Source organism: Escherichia sp. MOD1-EC6819, from assembly GCF_002965765.1.
GTDB lineage: Bacteria > Pseudomonadota > Gammaproteobacteria > Enterobacterales > Enterobacteriaceae > Escherichia > Escherichia ruysiae.
The window spans coordinates 12,654-36,419 of record NZ_PTRG01000006.1; the positions used below are offsets into that span (position 1 = coordinate 12,654).

23 protein-coding genes and 1 pseudogene are annotated in these 23,766 nt (G+C 54.1%); 7 read left to right on the top strand and 17 right to left on the bottom strand.

The window, feature by feature from the left end:
* The 4 genes from arnD to arnF are packed head-to-tail and all read left to right on the top strand — an operon-like array spanning position 1 to position 3,261.
* Entirely contained in the window at positions 1 to 894 is an 894-nt protein-coding gene (arnD, locus tag A7Z06_RS09775) for a 4-deoxy-4-formamido-L-arabinose-phosphoundecaprenol deformylase (RefSeq protein WP_024165212.1), read from the top strand.
* Positions 891 to 2,543, top strand: coding sequence for a lipid IV(A) 4-amino-4-deoxy-L-arabinosyltransferase (gene arnT / locus A7Z06_RS09780; RefSeq protein WP_000844088.1), 1,653 nt, complete (start codon positions 891 to 893; stop codon positions 2,541 to 2,543). The genes arnD and arnT overlap by 4 nt, the downstream gene beginning before the upstream one ends.
* On the top strand, positions 2,540 to 2,875 hold the full coding sequence (gene arnE / locus A7Z06_RS09785) for a 4-amino-4-deoxy-L-arabinose-phosphoundecaprenol flippase subunit ArnE (protein WP_000638041.1): 336 nt from the start codon (positions 2,540 to 2,542) through the stop codon (positions 2,873 to 2,875). The genes arnT and arnE overlap by 4 nt, the downstream gene beginning before the upstream one ends.
* A complete protein-coding gene (gene arnF / locus A7Z06_RS09790; protein ID WP_000523886.1) occupies positions 2,875 to 3,261 on the top strand; it encodes a 4-amino-4-deoxy-L-arabinose-phosphoundecaprenol flippase subunit ArnF in 387 nt (128 codons plus the stop codon). Before arnE ends, arnF begins: the two co-directional genes overlap by 1 nt.
* Here the strand turns inward: arnF and pmrD are convergent.
* The 9 genes from pmrD to A7Z06_RS09835 all read right to left on the bottom strand — a co-directional run bounded on the left by pmrD (position 3,255) and on the right by A7Z06_RS09835 (position 11,526).
* Positions 3,255 to 3,521, bottom strand: coding sequence for a signal transduction protein PmrD (gene pmrD, locus A7Z06_RS09795; protein ID WP_000455127.1), 267 nt, complete (start codon positions 3,519 to 3,521; stop codon positions 3,255 to 3,257). The two genes, arnF and pmrD, sit on opposite strands and share 7 nt — an antisense overlap.
* Positions 3,522 to 3,630: 109 nt before the next feature.
* Entirely contained in the window at positions 3,631 to 4,986 is a 1,356-nt protein-coding gene (gene menE, locus A7Z06_RS09800; RefSeq protein ID WP_000577540.1) for an o-succinylbenzoate--CoA ligase, read from the bottom strand.
* Positions 4,983 to 5,945 (bottom strand): o-succinylbenzoate synthase, encoded by a 963-nt coding sequence (gene menC, locus A7Z06_RS09805; RefSeq protein ID WP_001255576.1) that lies wholly within the window; start codon positions 5,943 to 5,945, stop codon positions 4,983 to 4,985. Before menC ends, menE begins: the two co-directional genes overlap by 4 nt.
* On the bottom strand, positions 5,945 to 6,802 hold the full coding sequence (menB, locus tag A7Z06_RS09810) for a 1,4-dihydroxy-2-naphthoyl-CoA synthase (RefSeq protein ID WP_000640000.1): 858 nt from the start codon (positions 6,800 to 6,802) through the stop codon (positions 5,945 to 5,947). Before menB ends, menC begins: the two co-directional genes overlap by 1 nt.
* A gap of 14 nt (positions 6,803 to 6,816) precedes the next feature.
* Positions 6,817 to 7,575: a 2-succinyl-6-hydroxy-2,4-cyclohexadiene-1-carboxylate synthase gene (gene menH / locus A7Z06_RS09815; protein WP_000600456.1), complete on the bottom strand. Its 759-nt coding sequence runs from the start codon at positions 7,573 to 7,575 to the stop codon at positions 6,817 to 6,819.
* Entirely contained in the window at positions 7,572 to 9,242 is a 1,671-nt protein-coding gene (menD, locus tag A7Z06_RS09820; RefSeq protein ID WP_010347584.1) for a 2-succinyl-5-enolpyruvyl-6-hydroxy-3-cyclohexene-1-carboxylic-acid synthase, read from the bottom strand. The genes menH and menD overlap by 4 nt, the downstream gene beginning before the upstream one ends.
* Positions 9,243 to 9,330: 88 nt before the next feature.
* Positions 9,331 to 10,626 carry an isochorismate synthase MenF gene (gene menF / locus A7Z06_RS09825; protein ID WP_105279410.1) on the bottom strand — a complete coding sequence of 432 codons (1,296 nt, stop codon included), beginning with the start codon at positions 10,624 to 10,626 and terminating at the stop codon, positions 9,331 to 9,333.
* A gap of 78 nt (positions 10,627 to 10,704) precedes the next feature.
* Positions 10,705 to 11,010 (bottom strand): stress response protein ElaB, encoded by a 306-nt coding sequence (elaB, locus tag A7Z06_RS09830; RefSeq protein WP_000070621.1) that lies wholly within the window; start codon positions 11,008 to 11,010, stop codon positions 10,705 to 10,707.
* 54 nt (positions 11,011 to 11,064) lie between these two features.
* A complete protein-coding gene (locus A7Z06_RS09835; protein WP_000568143.1) occupies positions 11,065 to 11,526 on the bottom strand; it encodes a GNAT family N-acetyltransferase in 462 nt (153 codons plus the stop codon).
* Positions 11,527 to 11,590: 64 nt separating this feature from the next.
* Between A7Z06_RS09835 and rbn the strand changes: the two genes are divergently transcribed.
* The 3 genes and pseudogenes from rbn (at position 11,591) to A7Z06_RS09850 (ending at position 13,459) form a co-directional block, all read left to right on the top strand.
* Positions 11,591 to 12,508, top strand: a complete 918-nt coding sequence (gene rbn, locus A7Z06_RS09840; RefSeq protein ID WP_000419107.1) for a ribonuclease BN — start codon at positions 11,591 to 11,593, stop codon at positions 12,506 to 12,508.
* A gap of 145 nt (positions 12,509 to 12,653) precedes the next feature.
* A pseudogene (locus A7Z06_RS09845) lies at positions 12,654 to 12,854 on the top strand (M28 family peptidase); the annotation flags it as partial.
* Between the two features lie 101 nt (positions 12,855 to 12,955).
* Positions 12,956 to 13,459: a YfbM family protein gene (locus A7Z06_RS09850; RefSeq protein WP_085460970.1), complete on the top strand. Its 504-nt coding sequence runs from the start codon at positions 12,956 to 12,958 to the stop codon at positions 13,457 to 13,459.
* A 68-nt stretch (positions 13,460 to 13,527) separates the two neighbouring features.
* Here A7Z06_RS09850 and nuoN read toward each other — a convergent pair whose 3' ends face one another.
* From nuoN to nuoG, 8 genes are all read right to left on the bottom strand, one after another.
* On the bottom strand, positions 13,528 to 14,985 hold the full coding sequence (gene nuoN / locus A7Z06_RS09855; RefSeq protein WP_000156703.1) for an NADH-quinone oxidoreductase subunit NuoN: 1,458 nt from the start codon (positions 14,983 to 14,985) through the stop codon (positions 13,528 to 13,530).
* 6 nt (positions 14,986 to 14,991) lie between these two features.
* Positions 14,992 to 16,521, bottom strand: coding sequence for an NADH-quinone oxidoreductase subunit M (gene nuoM / locus A7Z06_RS09860; protein ID WP_000926452.1), 1,530 nt, complete (start codon positions 16,519 to 16,521; stop codon positions 14,992 to 14,994).
* A 230-nt stretch (positions 16,522 to 16,751) separates the two neighbouring features.
* On the bottom strand, positions 16,752 to 18,593 hold the full coding sequence (gene nuoL / locus A7Z06_RS09865) for an NADH-quinone oxidoreductase subunit L (RefSeq protein WP_001056618.1): 1,842 nt from the start codon (positions 18,591 to 18,593) through the stop codon (positions 16,752 to 16,754).
* Positions 18,590 to 18,892, bottom strand: a complete 303-nt coding sequence (gene nuoK / locus A7Z06_RS09870) for an NADH-quinone oxidoreductase subunit NuoK (RefSeq protein WP_000612644.1) — start codon at positions 18,890 to 18,892, stop codon at positions 18,590 to 18,592. The genes nuoL and nuoK overlap by 4 nt, the downstream gene beginning before the upstream one ends.
* Positions 18,889 to 19,443: an NADH-quinone oxidoreductase subunit J gene (nuoJ, locus tag A7Z06_RS09875; protein WP_000393513.1), complete on the bottom strand. Its 555-nt coding sequence runs from the start codon at positions 19,441 to 19,443 to the stop codon at positions 18,889 to 18,891. Before nuoJ ends, nuoK begins: the two co-directional genes overlap by 4 nt.
* A gap of 11 nt (positions 19,444 to 19,454) precedes the next feature.
* Positions 19,455 to 19,997, bottom strand: coding sequence for an NADH-quinone oxidoreductase subunit NuoI (gene nuoI, locus A7Z06_RS09880; protein WP_000172749.1), 543 nt, complete (start codon positions 19,995 to 19,997; stop codon positions 19,455 to 19,457).
* Positions 19,998 to 20,011: 14 nt separating this feature from the next.
* Positions 20,012 to 20,989, bottom strand: a complete 978-nt coding sequence (nuoH, locus tag A7Z06_RS09885) for an NADH-quinone oxidoreductase subunit NuoH (RefSeq protein ID WP_000118685.1) — start codon at positions 20,987 to 20,989, stop codon at positions 20,012 to 20,014.
* On the bottom strand, positions 20,986 to 23,712 hold the full coding sequence (gene nuoG, locus A7Z06_RS09890; protein WP_024165210.1) for an NADH-quinone oxidoreductase subunit NuoG: 2,727 nt from the start codon (positions 23,710 to 23,712) through the stop codon (positions 20,986 to 20,988). The genes nuoH and nuoG overlap by 4 nt, the downstream gene beginning before the upstream one ends.
* Positions 23,713 to 23,766 lie beyond the last annotated feature (54 nt).

Consider the following 23,766-nt stretch of genomic DNA (forward strand, 5'->3'; position numbering starts at 1 on the left):
ATGACCAAAGTGGGCTTACGCATTGATGTCGATACCTTTCGTGGCACCCGTGAAGGCGTGCCGCGTCTTCTGGAAATCTTGAGTAAGCATAATATTCAGGCCAGCATTTTTTTCAGCGTCGGCCCGGACAATATGGGTCGCCATCTCTGGCGACTAGTGAAACCACAGTTTTTGTGGAAGATGCTGCGCTCAAACGCGGCATCGCTTTATGGCTGGGATATTTTACTGGCCGGTACGGCATGGCCAGGTAAAGAGATTGGTTATGCCAACGCCGATATCATTCGCGAAGCGGCTAAATACCACGAAGTCGGCCTGCACGCCTGGGATCACCATGCCTGGCAAGCCCAGAGCGGTAACTGGGATCGCCAAACAATGGTCGACGATATTGCACGTGGTCTTCGCACCCTTGAAGAGATTATCGGCCAACCGGTAACCTGTTCTGCCGCTGCGGGCTGGCGTGCCGACCAGCAGGTGATCGAAGCAAAAGAAGCGTTCCATTTGCGCTACAACAGCGATTGTCGTGGGGCGATGCCGTTTCGTCCATTGCTCGAATCAGGAAAACCCGGTACTACGCAAATTCCGGTGACCTTACCCACCTGGGATGAAGTGATTGGTCGGGATGTGAAAGCGGAAGATTTTAACGGTTGGTTACTCAACCGCATCCTGCGAGATAAAGGCACGCCGGTTTATACCATTCATGCCGAAGTTGAAGGCTGCGCTTATCAGCATAATTTTGTGGATCTCCTCAAACGCGCAGCTCAGGAAGGCGTGACATTTTGCCCTTTAAGCGGACTGTTATCAGAAACGTTGCCGCTCGGACAAGTTGTTCGCGGAAGTATTGCCGGACGTGAAGGCTGGCTGGGTTGCCAACAAGCTGCGGGAATGCTTCCATGAAATCCGTTCGCTATTACGCAGCATTCTTTGCGTTTATCACCGCCTATTATCTCTTGCCGATTAATTATCGTCTGCTCTGGCAACCAGATGAAACGCGTTATGCGGAAATCAGTCGGGAAATGCTGGCATCCGGAGACTGGATTGTGCCCCATCTGTTAGGGCTACGTTATTTTGAAAAACCCATTGCCGGATACTGGATTAACAGCATTGGGCAATGGCTATTTGGTGCGAATAACGTTGGTGTGCGGGCAGGCGTTATCTTTGCGACCCTGTTAACCGCCGCGCTGGTGGCCTGGTTTACACTGCGCTTATGGCGCGATAAACGTCTGGCACTACTCGCCGCAGTGATTTATCTCTCATTGTTTATTGTCTATGCCATCGGCACTTATGCCGTGCTCGATCCGTTTATTGCATTCTGGCTGGTGGCGGGAATGTGCAGCTTCTGGCTGGCAATGCAGGCACAGACATGGAAAGGCAAAAGCGTGGGATTTTTACTGCTGGGGATCACCTGCGGCATGGGGGTGATGACTAAAGGTTTTCTCGCCCTCGCCGTCCCGGTATTAAGCGTGCTGCCGTGGGTAGCGACGCAAAAACGCTGGAAAGATCTCTTTATTTACGGCTGGCTGGCGGTTATCAGTTGCGTACTGACGGTTCTCCCCTGGGGACTGGCGATAGCGCAGCGGGAGTCTGACTTCTGGCATTATTTTTTCTGGGTTGAGCATATTCAACGCTTTGCGATGGATGATGCCCAGCATAAAGCCCCGTTCTGGTACTACTTGCCGGTCATTATCGCCGGTAGCCTGCCGTGGCTGGGGTTACTCCCCGGTGCACTGTACACAGGCTGGAAAAACCGCAAGCATTCCGCAACCGTCTATTTGTTGAGCTGGACGATAATGCCGCTGCTGTTTTTCTCCGTCGCGAAAGGCAAATTACCTACCTATATTCTTTCCTGCTTTGCACCTCTGGCAATGCTGATGGCGCATTACGCTTTGCTGGCAGCAAAAAATAATCCTCTGGCGTTGCGGATGAATGGCTGGATTAACATCGCTTTTGGTGTCACTGGCATTATTGCCACGTTTGTAGTCTCCCCCTGGGGAGCAATGAACACTCCAGTGTGGCAAACCTTCGAGAGCTATAAAGTCTTCTGTGCATGGTCGATTTTTTCGCTATGGGCATTTTTCGGCTGGTATACCTTAACAAACGTGGATAAAACCTGGCCTTATGCCGCGCTTTGCCCGCTGGGGATGGCGTTGCTGGTAGGATTTTCAATTCCTGACAGAGTTATGGAAGGAAAACATCCGCAATTTTTTGTCGAGATGACACAAGAATCACTGCAGCCAAGCCGCTATATTCTTACCGACAGCGTCGGCGTTGCCGCTGGTCTGGCATGGAGCCTGCAACGCGATGACATCATCATGTATCGCCAGACGGGTGAATTGAAATACGGCCTTAATTATCCGGATGCGCAAGGGAGATTTGTCAGCGGTGATGAGTTCGCAAACTGGCTTAATCAACATCGTCAGGAGGGGATGATTACACTCGTGCTTTCGGTTGACCGCGATGAAGACATCAACAGTCTCGCCATTCCGCCCGCTGATGCCATCGATCATCAGGGACGTCTGGTGCTCATTCAGTATCGCCCCAAATGATCTGGATGATTTTAGTCTTTGCCAGTCTGCTTAGCGTAGCCGGGCAGTTGTGTCAGAAACAGGCAACCGGCTTTGTGGCAATAAAAAAGCGGCGCAAACATATCGTACTGTGGCTGGGACTGGCGCTGGCTTGTCTTGGCCTTGCCATGGTGCTCTGGCTACTGGTCTTGCAGAGCGTTCCGGTAGGCATTGCCTACCCGATGTTGAGTCTGAATTTTGTCTGGGTGACGCTGGCGGCAGTAAAACTGTGGCACGAGCCGGTATCGCTGCGTCACTGGTGCGGGGTAGCATTCATTATTGGCGGCATTGTGATCCTGGGGAGTACGGTGTAATGGGGCTGATGTGGGGATTGTTCAGCGTCATGATTGCTTCTGCAGCACAATTAAGTCTGGGTTATGCGGCAAGTCATCTGCCATCGATGACGCGGTGGCGGGATTTTATCGCGGCGTTTTTTGCTTTTGATACCGGTGCTCAGATTCTGCTGGTCGGATTGCTTGGTTATCTGATCTCAGTTTTTTGCTGGTATAAAGCGTTACATCAACTGGCACTCAGCAAAGCCTATGCCTTACTGAGTATGAGTTATGTACTGGTATGGATTGCTTCAATGGTGCTTCCTGGTTGGGAAGGGACTTTTTCACTGAAGGCGCTGCTGGGCGTAACCTGTATTGCGAGCGGATTAATGCTGATTTTCCTTCCCACGACAAAACAACGTTACTGAATTTTCCCAGCCGATTTACACTGCCGTTCCCACTCATCGGGGCTGTAACTGCTTGCCGAGAGGACTTTCACCGTGTGCAACTTTTCACGATTAATACAGTAAAGCGCATTCTGCAAAGGCGAGAGTAAATCCCCCACTTTCACGGCGAAGTCACTCTTCACTTCAGCGATCATTTTTATCGCGCCGCCAGCATCGCAGAGCATAATTACATGTCTCTTATCTTGTTTATCGCAACACGATTTTTTGACCAGCCATTCCATTGCATTATCCTGTTAACTAAGAGTTTTCACATTAAGTTACAGATTAACAGATAAACTCTTTATCAACGGCAATGGAATGGCAAAAATGAGAAGTGAAACGGATGTTCCATTACTGCTGGCGTTGAACCCACTCTTTCAACGCCTGGCGTGAAATTTTAATGCCGCCGTTTTTCAGTTCTGATGGCAACGTCAGCCAACGCACCGGTTGCTGAAAACGGGCCAGCTTATCTTTCACCCATTCGCTAAGATCCACGCTGTCCTGGTCATACTCCACCACAGCTACCGGGCGATGACCAAACTCCTTGTCTGCAACGGGGACGATAAACACCTGCAAAACCGCAGGATGCGCAGCAATAACCCGCTCCACCTCTTCCGGCTGAATACCTTCGCCACCGCTAAAGAACAGATTATCCAAGCGCCCGACAATGGTCAGTTTACCGTTATGCATCTCGCCGCGATCGCGCGTAGCGTACCAGCCTTCATCATTGAGCAGCGACACCAGTTGCCCGTTACGCCAGTAACCTTCTGCCATACTGGCAGCGCGCAACCATACCTCATCGTTAACAACTTTCACTTCCCGACCGGGCAGCGGCGAACCGACGTCTGCCAGACCGTCGGCTTCTTTCGCACACACCGTGGAGGCAAACTCGGTCAGACCATAGCCGCAAAAGCAACGAATACCCTGCTCGCGTGCCTGTTCCGTCAATTCGACCGGGATTGCCGCGCCGCCAAGCAATACCGCTTTCAGGGAAACGGAACTACGGTTAACCAGCAAACGCCAGAGCTGCGTCGGCACCAGCGAAGCGTGAGTACAGCCTGCCAGCATTTGCTCCAGCGGCTGTTTATCGCGTACCGTCATCCGCGCGCCAGCATACAACCAGCGCCACATAATTCCCTGCCCGGAAACGTGAAATAGCGGTAAAGAGAGCAGCCAGTCATCGTGCTCGCCAAACGGAATCAGCGATAACACCCCTTCGGCGCTGGCAAGATGAGCCTGATACGTATGGACAGCGGCTTTCGGCAACCCGGTAGAACCAGAGGTCAACGTCATTGAGCACAGGCGTGTCGGCTGCCACATAGCTGCATATGCGCCCTCTCCAGCCTGAATTTGCAGCGACGTTAACGCCGGAAAGGTGTTCTCCCCTTCCGGCACCAGCGCAAATTGCAGCGTAAGATTGGGCAGCAACTCCTCAAGCAACGGCTGCGGAAGCTGTGGGTTGACGGGAAGCACCCGCGCACCGCATTGCAGCAACGCCAGCCAGGCCAGCAGCGTTTGCGGTGTATTCCACGCCCGCAGCATCACGCCGCTGCCCTCAACCACGCCCTGCGCCGCAAAGCCCGACGCTAATTCATCGACGCGAGCACAAAGCTCGCGCCAGTTGAGTTGCTCGTCATTGAGACGCAAGGCGATGGCATCTCCCCGCACCTGCCGCCAGTGACGCCACGGCCAGTCAGAGAAGATCATAGCAGCCGCTCCAGTGCATCTACTTCCACTAACGGTAGCGGGCTACCCGGCCAGCGACGAACCTGCTGCGCCTGCATCAGATCCAGCGTGTCCAGACCCGGAATGGTGTCTGGCGTTAACCAGGCCGCAATCCGCGCCAGTTGCGTTAAGCCTAAGCTCGACTCGATGGAAGAACTGATCACCGCCGTCAGCCCCAGCGCGTGCGCCGTCTGCACCTGCTCGCGTACTTTCTCCAGGCTGCCCGTGAGCGTAGGTTTGATCACCACCGCGCGCACGCCCTCTTCCGCCACAAAGGCAAAATCCGGCTCGCGCAGGCTTTCATCCCAGGCAATGGCAATGCCAGTTTCACGGGCAAAGGCGCGGGAATCATCGCGTGTTTTGCACGGTTCTTCGAGAAAAGCGATGCGGTCGCGATAATCCGGATTGACATATTTGGCAAACTGCTGGCTCTTCAGCGGCGTCCAGGCGCGATTCGCGTCAAGACGCAAATGCAGATCCGGAACCGCTTCCAGCAACAGATTCACTACCATGCCATCGCGCACGGCTTCGTACAATCCCACTTTGACCTTCGCCACTTTCTCGCCAGGCATATCGGCAAGTTTGAGGATCAGATCGTCCGGATCGCCGTTACACAGCGGTGCCGCACGGTAATTGGCTGCTTGCGGCAACGTATCAGTAAGCTCTGCCAGCGCGCAGCTCACGCCAAAGGCGACGGAAGGCATTTGCGGTAATTCGCAATCGCCTGCCAGCCAGTCATTTACCCAGGCAAGCAGCACGCTTTGCGCCTCTTCCCAGGTTTCCTGACTGAAGCCCGGCAGTGGGGAGATCTCTCCCCACCCTTCGCGCCCGCCATCGCGCAGGCAAACGTACAGCCCGTCGCGGGTTTTTAACCGCCTGTCGCGCAGAACCACCCCCGCGTCCATGGGGATCTGCCAGCGGTATACCTGCGCGCTACGCATTACGGATTCCGTTTAAATTTGCTGAAATCAGGCTGACGTTTCTGGTTGAAAGCATTACGACCTTCCTGACCTTCTTCCGTCATGTAGAACAGCATGGTGGCGTTACCCGCCAGCTCTTGCAGCCCTGCCTGACCGTCGCAGTCGGCGTTCAGCGCAGCTTTCAGGCAGCGCAGCGCCATCGGGCTGTTTTGCAGCATTTCGCGGCACCAGCGGACGGTTTCTTTTTCCAGATCCGCCAGTGGCACAACGGTGTTCACAAGGCCCATGTCCAGCGCCTGTTTTGCGTCGTACTGACGGCACAGGAACCAGATTTCACGCGCTTTTTTCTGCCCGACAATACGCGCCATATAGGAAGCGCCCCAGCCGCCGTCGAAGGAACCGACTTTCGGGCCAGTCTGACCGAAGATGGCGTTTTCTGCCGCAATGGTCAGATCGCACATCATGTGCAGAACGTGACCGCCGCCGATAGAGTAGCCAGCGACCATCGCGACAACCGGTTTCGGACAGGTGCGGATCTGGCGCTGGAAGTCCAGAACGTTCAGGTGATGTACGCCGGAGTCATCTTTATAACCACCGTAGTCACCACGGACTTTTTGATCGCCGCCAGAGCAGAACGCTTTATCGCCTGCGCCAGTCAGAATGATCACGCCGATGTTATCGTCATAACGCGCATCCGCCAGCGCCTGGATCATCTCTTTTACCGTCAGGGGACGGAAGGCATTGCGCACCTGCGGACGATTAATGGTGATTTTTGCGATACCGTCGGTGGATTTTTCATAACGAATGTCCTCGAAACCTTCGGAGCAGTCGTGCCATTCAACCGGTGCGTAAAGCATTGCTTCATCAGGATAAATCATATTGTGTCCTTTAGTCAGAAACGCAAGATCTGCGCCAGACTTGCGATTACGCCAGCGGGATTTTCCCGGTGCGCGTTATGTCCGGCGCGAGGAATGACATGGCAGTCAGCAGCCAGTTCCGCCGCCAGAGCGCGGAATTTGCTGTCACGTTCACCACATAAATAATAAAACGCAAATGTGCGGGCGCTAAGGTTAGCACGTAAATCAGGCTGGACGGACAATGAGGTTGCTTCCAGCATGGCGGCAAGGGTTGCGCCATTATTGTTGCTACGCAGCGTCACCAGTTCCCGGCGCTGCTCGTCGTTAAGCGAGGCAAAAACTGGTTGTTGATACCAGTCGGCAAATACTGCCGTTAATGGTTCTGTGCGAAAACGCTGCGCCCAACGGTGATCGGAACGCTGACGTTCCGTGCGTTGTTCAGCATTTTGCAACCCCGGATGACCGCCTTCCACAACAACCCCACTCAGCCCCGGCATCCCCTGACAAGCCGCCATCATCGTCACGCGTCCACCAAGCGAGTACCCCACCAGCCAGCAGTTAAGTATGTTGTAACTAACAAGGGTTTTACGCAGTAAGTCGGTGACATCATCAAAACCATCGACGCTAATTTCCGCCGAACCGCCGTGACCTGGGAGATCAACATACAACCGCGAGTAGTCGGCAAACGCTTCGCCGACTTCCTGCCATTCGTGGCAATCACCGGAAAAACCGTGCAGAAAAACCAGCCAGGGTAAACCTGGCTTGCCGTGTTTTTCCTTCGCGTGCAGGATCATAAATGGCTTACCTGCGCCAGCAATTGCTGGAGGGTCTGTGCGCCATCGGTGTCGTTAACCACCATCTCAATCACGGTGGTGGTCGGGGTGCGCCAGGCGTCGGCAAGCGCCGCTTCAAGTTCCTGCCAGTTTTGCGGGCGATGATATTTCAGCTCAAACATCGCGGCAGCATGATCAAAATGGACGTTTTGCGGCATCAGATAGAAACGCTCGCGCTCGCTTGTCGGCGTTGGTAGCAGCGAGAAAATTTGCCCGCCGTTGTTGTTTACCACAATTAATACCAGCGGCGCGGAAACCTGACGCAGTAACGCCAGTGCGTTCAGGTCGTAAAGTGCGGAAAGATCGCCAACAATCGCCAGCGTGGGTTTACCGCTCGCCCGCTGAACACCTGCGACGGTAGAGAGCAGTCCGTCAATACCGCTGGCTCCACGGTTGCTGTAAACCGGATAACCTGCCGGAAGTTGCGAGAGCGCATCAATCAGACGCACCACCAGGCTGTTACCGACAAACAGTTGCCCCTGTTCCGGCAGATAGTCGCTGATGCGGTGCGCCAGTTGCGCTTCACCAAATGCATCTCGGCGCGCCACAACCGCCTGCATTGCCTGTTCAGCCAGACGCGGGATATCAACGCACCAGGGCTGGCGTTTTTCTGCCGGATGCAGTTCCAGCCAGTCGGCGATATTAGCAATCAGCCGACGTCCACGATGGTGCGCCGGGTCGAGTCGCCCTTCGATATTATCAACAATCCAGTACTCTTCCGGCTCACAACTTGCCTGCCATTGCAGTAACCGTTTGCCGGTCAGGCTGCTCCCCAGTTGCACCACAATCTGCGCCTGCTGTAACTCGCTGATCGCTTTGGCATTGCCTAACCAGAGATCGGCACACGGCAGCGGCTGCCCGGTTTGCGACAGTACGTCGCCAATCAGCGGCCAGCCAAGAGTTTGCGCCCACAGGGCGACTTTTTTGCCCTCTTCCGCACTCATGCGACCCGCAACGACCACACCGCGCTTTTGCCGCCAGAAGAACCAGTCGCGCTGTTTTTCACTTTCCAGACGAGGCGCTTCACGCAGCCACGGTTTATCGTCCTGCCACCAGTCGCCCAGACGTTGTTGCCAGCTAAGCCCGGTGTCGTCCATCTCGCCATACAACGGTTCAGCAAACGGGCAGTTGATATGGACTCCGCCAGTATGCAAAGTACCGAGAGCATGGTCGATGGTGGATACCAGCCAGCGAGCGGGAATATCCTGGGTCGGACGCGGTAGTGAAATGCTATGCATGGGGTGAGAGGCGAACATTCCCGGCTGGCGAATCGCCTGATTCGCGCCGCAGTCAATCAGTTCCGGCGGGCGATCGGCGGTTAAGAGGATCAGTTTCTCTCCGGTTAACCCCGCTTCAATCAGTGCCGGGTAGAGATTTGCCACCGCCGTGCCGGAAGTCACTATCACCGCCACCGGCTGTTTGCTGACCTTCGCCAGCCCCAGTGCCAGATGCCCCAGCCCACGCTCATCAAAATGGGTGTGGTGGATGAATGCAGAATTTTCCGCCGCCGCTAACGTTAACGGCGTAGAACGAGAGCCAGGGGCAATGCAGACGTGTCTGACGCCATGACGCGTTAATGCTTCCAGAATGACCGCCGCCCAGCGTCGGTTAAATGCGCTTACTGACATGAGTTTGTCCGGTATCAATATTGCGGCTAAGTATAAGGAGCTACAAAAATAGATTATTGATATGAATCGGTAATGATGCGACTCATTACTATTCCATTTGTAATAATGTTCGCAACCCTGCTGCTTTGTTGTCGATTTCCTGCCACTCCTGCTCGGGGTCTGAGCCTCGGACAATGCCTGCTCCGGCATATAATCGCACCACATTGTCACTGATTTTCGCCGAGCGCAGGGAAACGCAGAATTCGCTTTGTTGTAATGAGAGATAACCCGCAGAACCGGCATACCATTCACGGGTGAACGGTTCGTGCCGGGCGATGAACTGCCGCGCCAGATCGCGCGGTAAGCCAGCAACGGCTGCCGTTGGCTGCAACTGATGTAAACAGATCACATCATCCGCTTTGTTGAGTGAAGTCCAGATACAGCGGCGCAGATGCTGCACTTTACGCAGGCGCAGTACCTGCGGCGGTAACACATCCAGCGTCTGGGTATCGGCCTGCAATCGTTGGCAGATATCTTCCACCACCAGCATGTTCTCGCGCTGGTTTTTATCATCCGCCATCAGCCACTCACCCAACTGTTGCGCCTGCTTATCATCAGAATGATTTGCTACCGTTCCCGCCAGGGCTTCGGTACGCAGAGCTTTGTCTCGCCGCCGCCATAGCCGCTCAGGCGTTGAGCCAAGAAAAGCATTTTCGCCATCAAAGGCCATGTAAAAATGATAGCAGTTCAGATTGAGCCGACGACTGGCAGCCATCATCGCCGCCGCATTGACCGGACTTGCGAAATGCAGGTCAGTCGCCCGAGCAAGAACCACTTTGTCGAGCTCACCTTCAGCGATGGTTTTCGTTGCCAGTTCGATTAATCGCGTCCAGCCAGTTTTGTCCGGCCAGTGTTGTTCTTTCGTGGTGGTTAAACGTAACGCGGGCAAAGGTTTAATATTCGCCAGTGTGGCGATAAATTCTTTTGCCTTAACTGCATCGTGCTGAAGGGAATTTTCACTGAATAGCGTCAGCCGTAGCGTGGCTTTACCGCCACAGCGTCGCCATTCCAGACGTGGTAAAAGTAGATTACCCTGCGACGGGTCAAACGCATTCAATCCCCAGATGCGTAAGTCGGTGTGTTCCGGATACTGACGAAGAAAACGTTGCGCCTGATCCAACGACGTAAAGCGGGTGATTGCGCCCAGCACGGCAGCTTCTTCATCGCCATTACGTTGTTGCCAGTAAAATTGCGGATACGTTTGCTGACTGGCCTGCCAGCTTAAGGCATCAAAAGCGTCATTGAGAGGGAAAGGAATGTCGAAAACCCGAATGCCGGGTGTCGCCGGAATCTCTTGCGACAAATGGCGCAGTAGATTTTCCAGCGCCGTAGTAAGTGATTGCACGCGGACCTCTCCCTGTTAAAAGCCTCACATTATACGGGGTACTACAGAAAAAATGCAGTACCCCAGTGTAGGGAGGTTTTAACGGCGAGCCAGCAACAGTCCTAATACCAGTCCAACAGCCGCGCCAACGCCAATTCCCTGCCAGGGTTTTTCGTGGACGTAGTCATCGGCGCGATAAACCGCCTGCTTCGCCCGATAGTAATAACTGTCAGAAGCCTGGCTTACCCTTTTTTTCACATCATCCAGCGCCTTTTCTGCACGCGCCTTTAACTCAACATATTTTTGATCGGCGGGATCGCCAGAGGAACGTAGTACCTCTTCAAGTGTTTCACTCAGCAACGTCAGGTCGTCATCGATACGTGTATCACCAAACTGATTAGACATTATCGTTCTCCATTTGCGTAAAACCTGCCACTAACTATAGACAACGGTTATCGATTACGCCTGAATAACCTCGCGCGCCATCCCGATATGCGGAATACCATCTTCCTCATAAATATCGGTCACAGGGATGAAACCAAATTGCCCATAAAAGTTTTGTAAATGCGCCTGCGCCCCCAGATAAATCGGCTTCTCCGGCCAGTGGCGAGTACACGATTCCAGCGCCTTACTCATCAATTGTTGACCGATTTTTTCGCCGCGTAAGTCTTCGCTGACAATCACCCGACCAATCACGACGGGTTGCAGTTCGTCGTCACTTTTCAGAATCCTCGCATACGCCACCAGTGTCCCGTTATGCCAACCGAGAATGTGGCGATTTTCTCCCTCCAGATCGTCACCATCGATATCCTGGTAAGGACAGTTTTGTTCCACTACAAATACCGCACAACGCAGTTGTAATAAGGCATAAAGCTGAGAAACGGATAAATCAGAATGATGCAGATCTTGCCAGTCGATCATGGAAGGCTCCTTTGTGCTGTTTGCTTTATACTAGCCGGAATATTTTCAGCAGCGTGATGAACTCATGGAATTAATTTTTTTAGGCACTTCAGCAGGTGTTCCGACCCGGACACGTAATGTCACAGCCATATTGCTTAATCTGCAACATCCGACGCAAGCCGGGCTTTGGTTATTTGACTGTGGTGAAGGTACACAACACCAGATGTTGCACACGGCATTTAACCCTGGAAAACTGGACAAGATTTTTATAAGCCATCTTCATGGCGATCACCTTTTTGGCTTGCCCGGGTTGCTATGCAGTCGTTCCATGTCAGGCATTGTGCAACCATTAACGATTTATGGTCCGAAAGGTATCCGCGAATTTGTTGAGACAGCGTTACGCATTAGCGGCTCATGGACCGATTATCCGCTGGAAATTGTTGAAATTACGGCAGGAGAAATAGTTGATGATGGCCTGCGCAAGGTAACGGCATATCCAATGGAACATCCACTGGAGTGTTACGGCTATCGTATTGAAGAACATGATAAACCAGGCGCGCTGAATGCCCAGGCGTTAAAAGATGCCGGCGTACAACCGGGTCCGCTGTTCCAGGATTTGAAAAAAGGCAAAACAGTCACGCTGGAAGACGGTCGGCAGATTAACGGCGCTGATTACTTATCCGCGCCTACACCGGGTAAATCAATCGCCATTTTCGGTGATACCGGCCCTTGCGATGCCGCAATCGATCTTGCTAAAGGTGTCGACATAATGGTTCACGAAACAACGCTGGATATGGAGATGGAAGCCAAAGCCAACAGTCGTGGGCACAGTTCAAGCCGTCAGGCGGCGACTCTGGCTCGTGAGGCGGGTGTCGGCAAATTGATCATTACTCACGTCAGCTCACGCTATGATGATAAAGGCTGTCAGCATTTATTACGCGAGTGCCGGGCAATTTTCCCGGCAACAGAACTGGCGAGCGATTTCGCGGTGTTTCACGTATAATTTTTAATTAATTGATAACAGGGCAAAATCGCCCTGTTTCATCAGCCAATGACTCAGGCTACTTTTATATAAATCTATCAAGCCAACAATATATTTGAGCATGATATTTATCATTAATAGTGATAAATAACAGACTCGCCTATGTCCTGGTTTTATTCCCGGTGTCGATTTCTCTGACCATCTTAATTACTGGCAGCAAGATATCCCCGCCGTCATGATTACAGACACCGCTTTTTATCGTAATAAACAATATCACCTGCCCGGTGATACCGCAGACAGACTGAACTATCAGAAAATGGCGCAGGTGGTGGATGGTGTTATAACCTTGTTGTACAACAGTAAATAATAAAATTTTCTCGAAGCGGCTCCAGAAAAAGCAGCTTGTATATTTTATTTCCCCCCGTCTGTTTTAAGATGCGCAAAAGGAAATCTGACGGGAGAAATAAGATGGGAATGATTGCGTATTTTGCGGAAATTAACTCAGAAAAGGCCAACAAGTTGATTGAGTCTAATGAGAAATCTTTAATGGACGATATTCATGAAACGATTTCAGGCTCAAGGCGACTGGATATTGATAAACGCTGGGACTTTTTACATTTTGGCCTGACGGGCACCTCTGCTTTTGATCCAGCGAAGAATGATCCGCTGAGTCGTGCGGTGCTCGGTGAACATAGTCTCGAAGATGGCATCGATGGTTTCCTGGGATTGACCTGGAATCAGGAGTTAGCCGCCACTATTGACCGACTGGAGGCACTCGACCGAAATGAACTGCGTAAACAGTTTTCCATTAAGCGACTCAATGAAATGGATATTTATCCGGGAGTGACCTTTTCAGAGGAGTTAGAGGGGCAACTCTTTGCTTCGATCATGCTTGATATGGAAAAACTGATTAGTGCGTATCGACGTATGCTGCGGCAAGGGAATCATGCGCTGACGGTTATTGTTGGGTGATGGTGTCAGGGCACCATAAAAAAACCGCCGAACATGTCGGCGGCTTTCTCAGCTTACTGACTGACGACTCACATCATCGGCATTGCCAAACGCACAATGCTAATCAGCGGTTGCGGCCATACACCCAGCACCAGAACCAGCAGGGCAGAGATCAGCACCACGATACCACCTGCTGTGTACTGCCAGTCTGACGGCGCATCACGGTTTGGCTGTTCTGAACCATGAAGGTACAGGCTCACCGCCACGCGCAGGTAGTAGTAGAGGCCGATTGCCGAACCGACAACCACGGCGCCCACCAGCCACCACAGGTGTGCCTGGACACCGACAGCCAGCACATAGAACTTACCGATAAAGCCCAGCGTCATCGGAATACCTGCCAGCGACAGCATCATCACCGTCATCACTGCCGCGAGTATCGGGCGATGCCAGAACAGACCACGGTAAGAGAACAGGGAATCAGCATCCGGGCCACGGTACGGGCTGGACATCAGGCTGACCACACCGAACGCACCGAGGCTGCTGAACAGATAACCGGCCAGGTAAACCCCTACCGCTTCCATCGACATCTCGCCGGTTTGCAGCGCAATCAGCGCCACCAGCAGATAGCCGAGGTGAGAGATAGACGAGTAACCGAGCAGACGTTTGATGTTGGTCTGGCTCAGCGCCATCAGGTTACCGAAGATGATGGAGGCAAAGGCGATAATCGCCAGCACCACGCGAATCGCTTCGCTGTCACCCACCGGTGCGTAAAGGAACAGACGCATCACCACACCGAAGATAGCGATTTTACTCGCCGTCGCCAGGAAAGTGGAAACCGGCGCAGGCGCGCCCTGGTATACGTCTGGCGTCCACAGGTGGAACGGAACCAGAGAGAGTTTGAAGCCGAGGCCGACAATCATCAGGCCAAAACCTGCCAGCAACAGCGGCTCGTTGAGCATACCGTCGCCGAGGTTTTTACCCAGCGCGACAAACGACAGGTCACCAGACTGTGCATACACCAGCGCCATACCGAACAGCAGGAAAGAAGATGCTGCGGCAGAAAGGATGGTGTATTTGATACTGGCTTCCAGCGAACGTTTCTGACGGAAAGCGTAACCGACCAGGCCAAACAGCGGCAAAGAGATCAGTTCGATACCGAGGAACAGAGACGCCAGATGGTTGGCATTCGCCAGCAAGATCCCGCCCAGCGCGGCAATTAACACCAACAGGTAGAACTCGTCCTTGTTGTCGTTATAGCCTTCAAGCCACGGGTAGGCGAAAGTACAGGTGGCGAGGCTCGCCAGCAGGACCAGCCCGGTATAAAGCATGGCGAAACCATCAACGCGCATCAGCGGCGTAACGTCCATAGCGCCAGCCTGGCCGACAAACCAGAGCGAAACCAGCGCCGCGTTAAGCCCAATAACCGAGAGCGTAGCGTTGAGGAAATGATTGCGTCGCCACGCAATGGAGAGCATCACAACCACCACCGTCAAGCCGACGATCAGCAACGGTAGCAGTGCGATCAGGTTTTGTGGAGTTATTGTCATGGCGATTTACGGCCTTGTAGTAGTAACGGAATTAACAAACCACTGCTGGATATTGCCAATCGCGGAGTGCGAGGTATCCAGAATCGGCTGCGGATAGAAGCCCAGCAGTACCAGCAGCACCACCAGCAACAGGATCATAAACAGCTCACGCAGCGACATCCCTGGCAGTTCCTGGCTGGCAATCTGGCTTTTCGCTTTACCGAAGTAAGCGCGATGCAACATCGCCAGCGAATAAACAGATGCAAAGACCAGCCCAAAGGTAGAGATAACGGTAATCACCGGCACAACCTGGAAGCTGCCGAACAGAATCATAAATTCGCCGACGAAGTTACCGGTGCCTGGCATCCCAAGCGTTGCCACCGCAAAGAACAGCGACAGTGCTGGCAGCCATTTCATCTTGCTCCACAGACCGCCCATCATGCGCATGTCGCGGGTATGGATACGTTCATAGAGCTGACCGCAGAGAATAAACAGACCCGCCGCCGACAAGCCGTGCGCAATCATCTGAATTACCGCGCCCTGGTAGGCCAACTGGCTGCCGGTGTAGATAGCAATCAGCACGAAGCCCATGTGGGAAACCGAGGTGTAGGCGATCAGACGTTTGATATCGGTCTGAGCGAAGGCCATCCACGCACCGTAGAAGATGCCGATAACACCCAGCCACATAGCGATTGGCGCGAACTCTGCCGACGCGTTCGGGAACAGCGGCAGGGAGAAACGCAGCAGACCGTAAGCGGCGGTTTTCAGCAAGATCCCCGCGAGGTCAACGGAACCGGCAGTCGGTGCCTGGGAGTGCGCATCCGGCAGCCAGCCGTGCAGTGGAACCACCGGCATTTTCACCGCAAAGGCGATGAAGAAGCCCAGCATCAGCAGATATTCCACACCGCTGGACATTGGCGTATTCAGCAACTCTTCATAGTTGAAGGTCCAGACGCCAGTCGCATTGTAGTGAACAAAAACCAGCGCCAGGATGGCGATCAACATCACCAGACCACTCGCCTGGGTGTAAATGAAGAACTTGGTTGCCGCCGTGATACGCGTTTTACCGTCAGAGGCTTTATGCCCCCACAGTGCGATCAGGAAGTACATCGGCACCAGCATCATTTCCCAGAAGAAGAAGAACAGGAACATGTCGATGGCAAGGAACACGCCGATAACGCCGCCCAGGATCCACATCAGGTTGAGGTGGAAGAAGCCCTGATATTTTTCGATCTCATTCCACGAGCAAAGTACCGCCAGCACGCCGAGCAGACCGGTCAGGACGACCATCAGCAGCGACAGACCATCAATGGCGAGATGGATAGAGATTCCAAAACGCGGGATCCACGGCATGTCGAATTCAGACTGCCACTGTGGAATTCCGGCGGATTGCGTCAGTGAATAACCGCCCTGCAACCACAGTTGCAGCGACAGCGCCAGCGTCAATCCCATGGTGATCAGCGCGATCCAGCGCGGCACCTTGACGCCAAAGCGTTCGGTCTGCCAGCACAGGAAGCCGCCGATAAAGGGGATTAGTATTAACCAGGGTAATAACATAGCTAAGTATGTCCCTTATATTTACTCCTGCTCAGGCTATCTCACTCGCCAGCCCGAATCCCGGCAGTGCTCGCAATCCTCACGTACTTAAGTACGCTCCGGTTGCTGTGCGCTGGCGGTATCCGGTCTGACTTCGCCGATGACGCCTGTACTTCAGGAACAGTTACCTAAAATTTATTCTTAGTTCACAGACCCGGCGCAACGCCGGGTATATTCACTCAGCCAACAACTCAACGCAGTACCATCAACAGTGCCAGCACCACGACCGCACCGATGCTCATGGATGCCACATACCAGCGCAGGTAGCCGTTCTCGCTTAACAGCAGGCCTTTACCTGCAAAGCGGGAAAGGACAGCCGGGATGTTCATCATTGAGTTCAGCGGATCGCGTTTCAGCAACCAGGCGATACCCAGGAACGGCTTGACGAACACTTTGTCGTACAGCCAGTCAAAGCCCCAGGCGTTGTACCACCAGGTTCCCAGCAGGCGACCCGGCGCACTGTTGGCGATGGAGGTCACCAGAGTACGTTTACCCAGCCACAGCCAGGCAGCCAGCAGAATGCCGACGACCGCAACCACGCCAGAGGTAATTTCCAGGGTCAACATACTGCCGTGCGCCAGTTCCGTCGTTTGCGGAAGCACGCCCTGCAGCGGCGGTACAATCAGTGCGCCAACGAAGGTGGAAAGGATCAGCAGCACAATCAGCGGCAGGCTGTGAGTTACCCCTTTCACGGCGTGAGCGTGAATTTGTTCTTTTCCGTGGAAGACGATGAAAATCATACGGAAGGTGTAAAGCGAGGTCATAAACGCACCGACCAGACCTGCCACCATCAGATTGATATGACCATTAGCCATCGCACCCGCGAGGATCTCATCCTTACTGAAGAAGCCCGCAGTGACCAGCGGCAGTGCCGACAGTGCCGCGCCGCCCACCAGGAAGCAGAGATAAACCAGTGGAATAGATTTACGCAGACCGCCCATCTTGAAGATGTTCTGTTCGTGATGGCAGGCCAGAATGACGGAACCGGATGCCAGGAACAGCAGCGCTTTAAAGAACGCGTGGGTCATCAAGTGGAAAATCGCCGCATCCCATGCCTGTACGCCAAGCGCGAGGAACATGTAACCAATCTGGCTCATGGTGGAGTAAGCGAGAACACGTTTGATGTCAGTTTGTACCAGAGCGGCAAAGCCTGCCAGCAGCAGCGTAACCGCACCCACGATACCCACCAGATGCAGAACTTCCGGGGTCATCAGGAACAGGCCGTGGGTACGGGCGATCAGGTAGACACCGGCTGTTACCATCGTTGCGGCGTGGATCAGCGCGGAGACTGGCGTCGGGCCAGCCATCGCGTCGGCAAGCCATGTCTGCAACGGCAACTGCGCAGATTTACCGACCGCACCGCCCAGCAGCATCAGCGTCGCCCACATCAGCATGTTATTGCCGTCAGCAAAGTGCGCTGGTGCCAGTTCCACCATTTCGCGGAAGTTCAGGGTGCCCAGTTCGTTGTAAAGAATGAACAGCGCGAAAGCGAGGAACACGTCACCCACACGGGTCACGACGAACGCTTTCATTGCCGCTGCGCCATTCTTCGGATCGGTGTAATAGAAACCGATCAGCAGATAGGAGCACAGACCCACGCCTTCCCAGCCGAGGTACATCAGCAGCAGGTTGTCGGCGAGAACCAGAACCACCATGCTGGCGATGAACAGGTTGGTGTAGGCGAAGAAGCGAGAGTATCCCTCTTCACCGCGCATATACCAGGAAGCGTACATGTGGATCAGGAAACCCACACCGGTAACCACCGAGAGCATAGTCAGCGACAGGCCGTCCAGCACCAGGTTGAAACCAATGTTAAAGTCGCCTACCGACATCCACGTCCACAGCGGCTGGCTGTAAGCCTGCTCGCCGTTAGCGAAGAAATCGACGCCGATAAAAGCGGTCACCAGCGCCGCCAGGCCCACAGAGCCAACGCCAACGATCGCAGAGACGTTTTCAGACCAGCGTCCACGGGAGAACGCCAGCAGGACGAAGCCAATCAATGGCAAAATAATGGTTAAGGCAAGCATGTTCATCCGCGCATCTCACTTACTGAATCGATGTTCAGGTTCTGGCGACGACGGTGAAGTTGCAGCAGCAGCGCAAGGCCGATACTCGCTTCTGCCGCCGCGAGGCTGATGGCGAGAATGTACATCACCTGACCGTCGGTCTGGCCCCAGTAGCTACCGGCGACCACAAAGGCCAGCGCGGAGGCGTTAATCATGATTTCCAGACCAATCAGCATAAACAGCAGATTGCGACGGATAACCAGACCGGTTAAGCCAAGAACGAATAAGATTGCCGCGAGGATCAGTCCATGTTGTAAGGGGATCATGCGCGCTCCTCCGTTTTTCTTTTCGCGCTGTCGTCTTTACGATTGCTCAGCACTTCACCCGCACGCTCTTCACGACCGACGTGGAAGGCCACAACCAGACCAGCCAGCAGCAGCATAGAAGCCAGTTCCACCGCCAGTACGTAAGGCCCAAACAGCGTAATACCCACTGCTTTAGCACTGATTGGCGTACCGTCGATACCCTGATCGTTAACACCAAGGATGGCGTAAACAATCACCACCAGCATGATGGCCGACAAAATTGCCGGACCAATCCACACCTGCGGTTTCAGCCACTGGCGTTCCTGTTCGATTTCTGAACCGCCCAGGTTGAGCATCATCACCACGAACACGAACAGCACCATAATGGCACCCGCGTAGACGATAATTTCCAGCGCACCAGCGAAATAAGCGCCCAGTGAGAAGAACACCCCGGAAATCGCCAGCAGCGAAATAATCAGGTACAGCAGTGCGTGTACCGGATTGGTATGGGTGATCACTCGCAAGGTCGCAAGTATGGCTATCAGGCCACAGATATAAAAAGCGAACTCCATTGCCCCTCTCCTTACGGTAACAGGCTCTTGACGTCGATAGGCTTGGCTTCGTTCTCTGCTTCGCCCTTATCTTTGCCGTCGATTGCCATACCTGCCATCCGGTAGAAGTTATATTCCGGGTATTTGCCCGGACCGGAGATCAGCAGATCCTCTTTCTCGTAAACCAGATCCTGGCGCTTGTATTCCCCCATTTCGAAATCCGGGGTTAACTGGATCGCCGTGGTCGGACAGGCTTCTTCGCACAGGCCACAGAAAATGCAGCGTGAGAAGTTGATGCGGAAAAATTCCGGATACCAGCGACCGTCTTTGGTTTCTGCTTTTTGCAGCGAGATACAGCCGACCGGGCAGGCTACCGCGCAGAGGTTACAGGCTACGCAACGCTCTTCGCCGTCCGGGTCGCGGGTCAGAACGATACGACCACGATAACGGGGCGGCAGATAGACCGGCTCTTCCGGGTACATTCGCGTTTCGCGTTTGGCGAACGCGTGCAGGCCGATCATCCAGATACTACGAACCTGGGTGCCGAAACCTACTAACAATTCTTTTAAGGTCATGGTCTTAGTGCCCCTTATTGCGCCTGCCAGAGAATGACAGCCGCCGTTACCAGCAAGTTGATCAGCGTCAGCGGCAGGCAGATTTTCCAGCCGAAGGACATTACCTGGTCATAACGCGGACGCGGTAACGACGCACGAATCAAAATGAACATCATCATAAAGAACGCGGTTTTCAGCGCGAACCAGATGAATGGCGGTAACAACGGGCCTTGCCAGCCACCGAAGAACAGCGTCACCATCAGTGCAGAGATGGTCACAATCCCGATGTATTCACCCACGAAGAACAGACCGAATTTCATACCGGAATATTCAATGTGGTAACCATCCGCCAGTTCCTGCTCGGCTTCCGGCTGGTCAAACGGGTGACGGTGACACACCGCCACGCCCGCGATGGCAAAGGTAATAAAACCAAAGAATTGCGGGATGACGTTCCACACATGCGCCTGGCTGTTGACGATGTCGGTCATGTTGAATGAACCGGCCTGCGCCACCACGCCCATCAGGGAAAGCCCAAGGAACACTTCGTAGCTCAGAGTCTGTGCAGAAGCACGCATCGCACCCAGCAGAGAGTATTTGTTGTTACTTGACCAGCCCGCAAACAGCACCGCGTAAACCGCCAGACCAGCCATCATCAGGAAGAACAAAATCCCGATGTTCAGGTCGGCAACCACCCAACCCGGACTGACTGGCACAATCGCAAAGGCCAGCAGCAGCGAGGTAAAGGCAATCATTGGCGCCAGAGTAAAGATGACGCGATCCGAGAATTTCGGGATCCAGTCTTCTTTAAAGAACATTTTGATCATGTCCGCGACCAGCTGGAGCGAACCGCCCCAGCCAACACGGTTAGGTCCGTAACGGTTCTGGAACAGACCCAGCAGGCGACGTTCGCCAAAGCTCATGAATGCCCCGCAGGTGACAACCACCAGCAGGATCACCACCGCTTTGAGGATGGTCAGCAGGATCTCAATCAGTTCCGGTGATAACCAACTCATTGTTGTGCCTCCTTGAGATCCTCAAGATGCGCGCCAGCCAGCACTGGAGCAATGCCGGACATACCCATCGGCAAGCCCACCTGCCCTGCCGTCAGCCCTTCGGCGATTTCAACCGGCAACGTGACCGTGTTGCCATCGTAACTAAAGGAGACGCGTGTACCCGCGTTCACACCCAACTTCGCGGCATCTGCCGGGTTAAGTTTGATGTACGGCTGCGGCATACGGCTCTGGAAGACCGGAGCACGCTGTGACAGTTCATCGCTGCCAAACAGGTGGTAGTACGGCGCGATACGCCATTTCCCTTCCTGCGGCTGGAAGCGAGCCGGTACGCTGGTGAAGTAATCCAGACCGTTTTCGCTGGTTTCAAACAGACGCACACCCGGATCGCCAAAGCGCAGTTTGCCGCCCACTTCATCCTGGAACTTGTTCCATGCCTGCGGGGAGTTCCAGCCCGGCGCCCAGGCAAACGGCACTTGCGAACGGTGCGCGGTCGGCTGGTTGTTACCTTCCATCGAGAAGGTGAACATGGTGTCAATATCCTGCGGCTGACGCGGCTCATGAACGCTGATGTTGGCGCGCATGGCGGTACGACCGCTGTAACGGTGCGGTTCACGAGCCAGTTTCTGCCCGCGAATGCGGAATGTCGCATCCGGCGCGGCATCTTTGATACCCGCCAGTTCCGGGATTTTCGCCACAACGGCGTCAATCACATGGTCGAGCTGCGTCCAGTCCACTTCACGGCTCAGCAGGGTGCTGTGCAGCGAGTGTAACCAGCGCCAGCTTTCCAGCATGACAGTTTTGCTGTCGTAATAGGACGGGTCGTAAACCTGGAAGAAACGTTGGGCGCGACCTTCATTATTAATTACCGTACCGTCGCTTTCAGCAAAGCTGGCGGCGGAAAGTACCAGATGGGCGTTTTCCATAATCGCTGTGCGTTGATGGTCAACCACCATCACCAGCGGCGCTTTCGCCAGCGCAGCATTCACGCGGGTAGCGGAAGCGTGACGATGCAGATCGTTTTCCAGCACCACCACCGCGTCGGCGCGTCCGGTTTCCAGTTCGGTTAACGCTTCTTCCAGCGAACCGCCCCCCATAATGCCCAGCCCCATGCTGTTGACGGAACGGGCAATCATGGTGATACCTACGTCAGCGCCGCGACCTTTCAGGGCTTTCGCCACGTTAGCCGCCGCCTGAATCACTTCTGTGCTACCGGCGTTCGTCCCGGAGATAATCAACGGTTTCTTCGCCCCAGCCAGTGCCTGCACGATGACGTCGATTTTGCTTTGCAGCTCAGGCTCGATACCGTCAACCGCTGGCGCGGAGTTATCCAGCGCATGGGCGATGGCAAAACCTAAACGCGCCTGATCTTCAACCGGTGCGCGGTAAGTCCACGCCGCAATATCATCCAGACGAGTGTCATCAACGTTGGTAACAAACAGCGGATGCTTCGCACGTTGACCGATGTTGAGGATTGCCGCAATCTGCCAGTCAGCCACTTTCTGTGCTGCCGCCATTTCGCGCGCTTTACCTTTCACCGCCTGACGCACCGCCAGCGCGACGCGTGCGCCGGTCTGGGTAACGTCTTCGCCCAGTACCAGTACCGCATCGTAAGATTCGATTTCGCGCAGTGCCGGCGTATAAATGCCGCCTTCACGCAGCACTTTCAGCGCCAGTTGCAGACGTTCCTGCTCACCGTGAGCGATACCGGTATAGAAGTTTTCTTCGCCCACCAGCTCACGCAGCGCAAAGTTGCTTTCTACGCTGGCTCGCGGAGAACCGATGCCGATCACTTTCTTCGACTGACGCAGAATATCTGCTGCGCCCTGCATTGCCTGTTCGGCGTTAAGGGTGATGAAATCATCGCCACGACGCTGTACTGGCTGACGCGGACGATCTTTCAGGTTGACGTAGCCGTAACCGAAACGACCACGGTCGCAGAGGAAGTAGTGGTTTACCGTACCGTTGTAACGGTTTTCGATACGACGCAGTTCGCCGTAACGTTCGCCGGGGCTGATGTTACAGCCGATGGAACATTGCTGGCAGATGCTCGGCGCAAACTGCATATCCCATTTACGGTTGTAACGCTCGGAGTGCGTTTTGTCGGTAAATACGCCAGTCGGGCAAATTTCGACCAGGTTACCGGAAAATTCGCTTTCCAGGGTGCCGTCTTCAGGGCGACCGAAGTAGACGTTGTCGTGTGCGCCATAAACGCCCAGATCCGTACCGTCAGCGTAATCTTTGTAGTAACGCACACAGCGGTAACAGGCGATGCAGCGGTTCATTTCGTGGGAGATGAACGGCCCCAGATCCTGATTGCGGTGGGTACGTTTGGTGAAACGGTAGCGACGGAAGCTGTGTCCGGTCATCACGGTCATATCCTGAAGATGGCAGTTACCGCCCTCTTCACATACCGGACAGTCGTGCGGGTGGTTAGTCATTAACCACTCGACCACACTTTCACGGAACTGTTTCGCTTCTTCGTCGTCAATGGAAATAAAGGTGCCATCGGAAGCCGGTGTCATACAGGACATCACCAGGCGACCACGCGTGTCTTCCGCGTTTTGGTACTGCTTCACCGCACACTGGCGGCAAGCACCGACGCTTCCCAGCGCCGGATGCCAGCAAAAGTAAGGAATATCAAGACCCAGAGACAGACAAGCTTCCAGCAGATTGTCCGCTCCGTTGACCTCGTATTCTTTGCCGTCTACATGAATTGTAGCCATTAGCATGCTTCCAGTTTTCTCAGTCAGAGACTGAGCGTTAATCGAAATCATTCC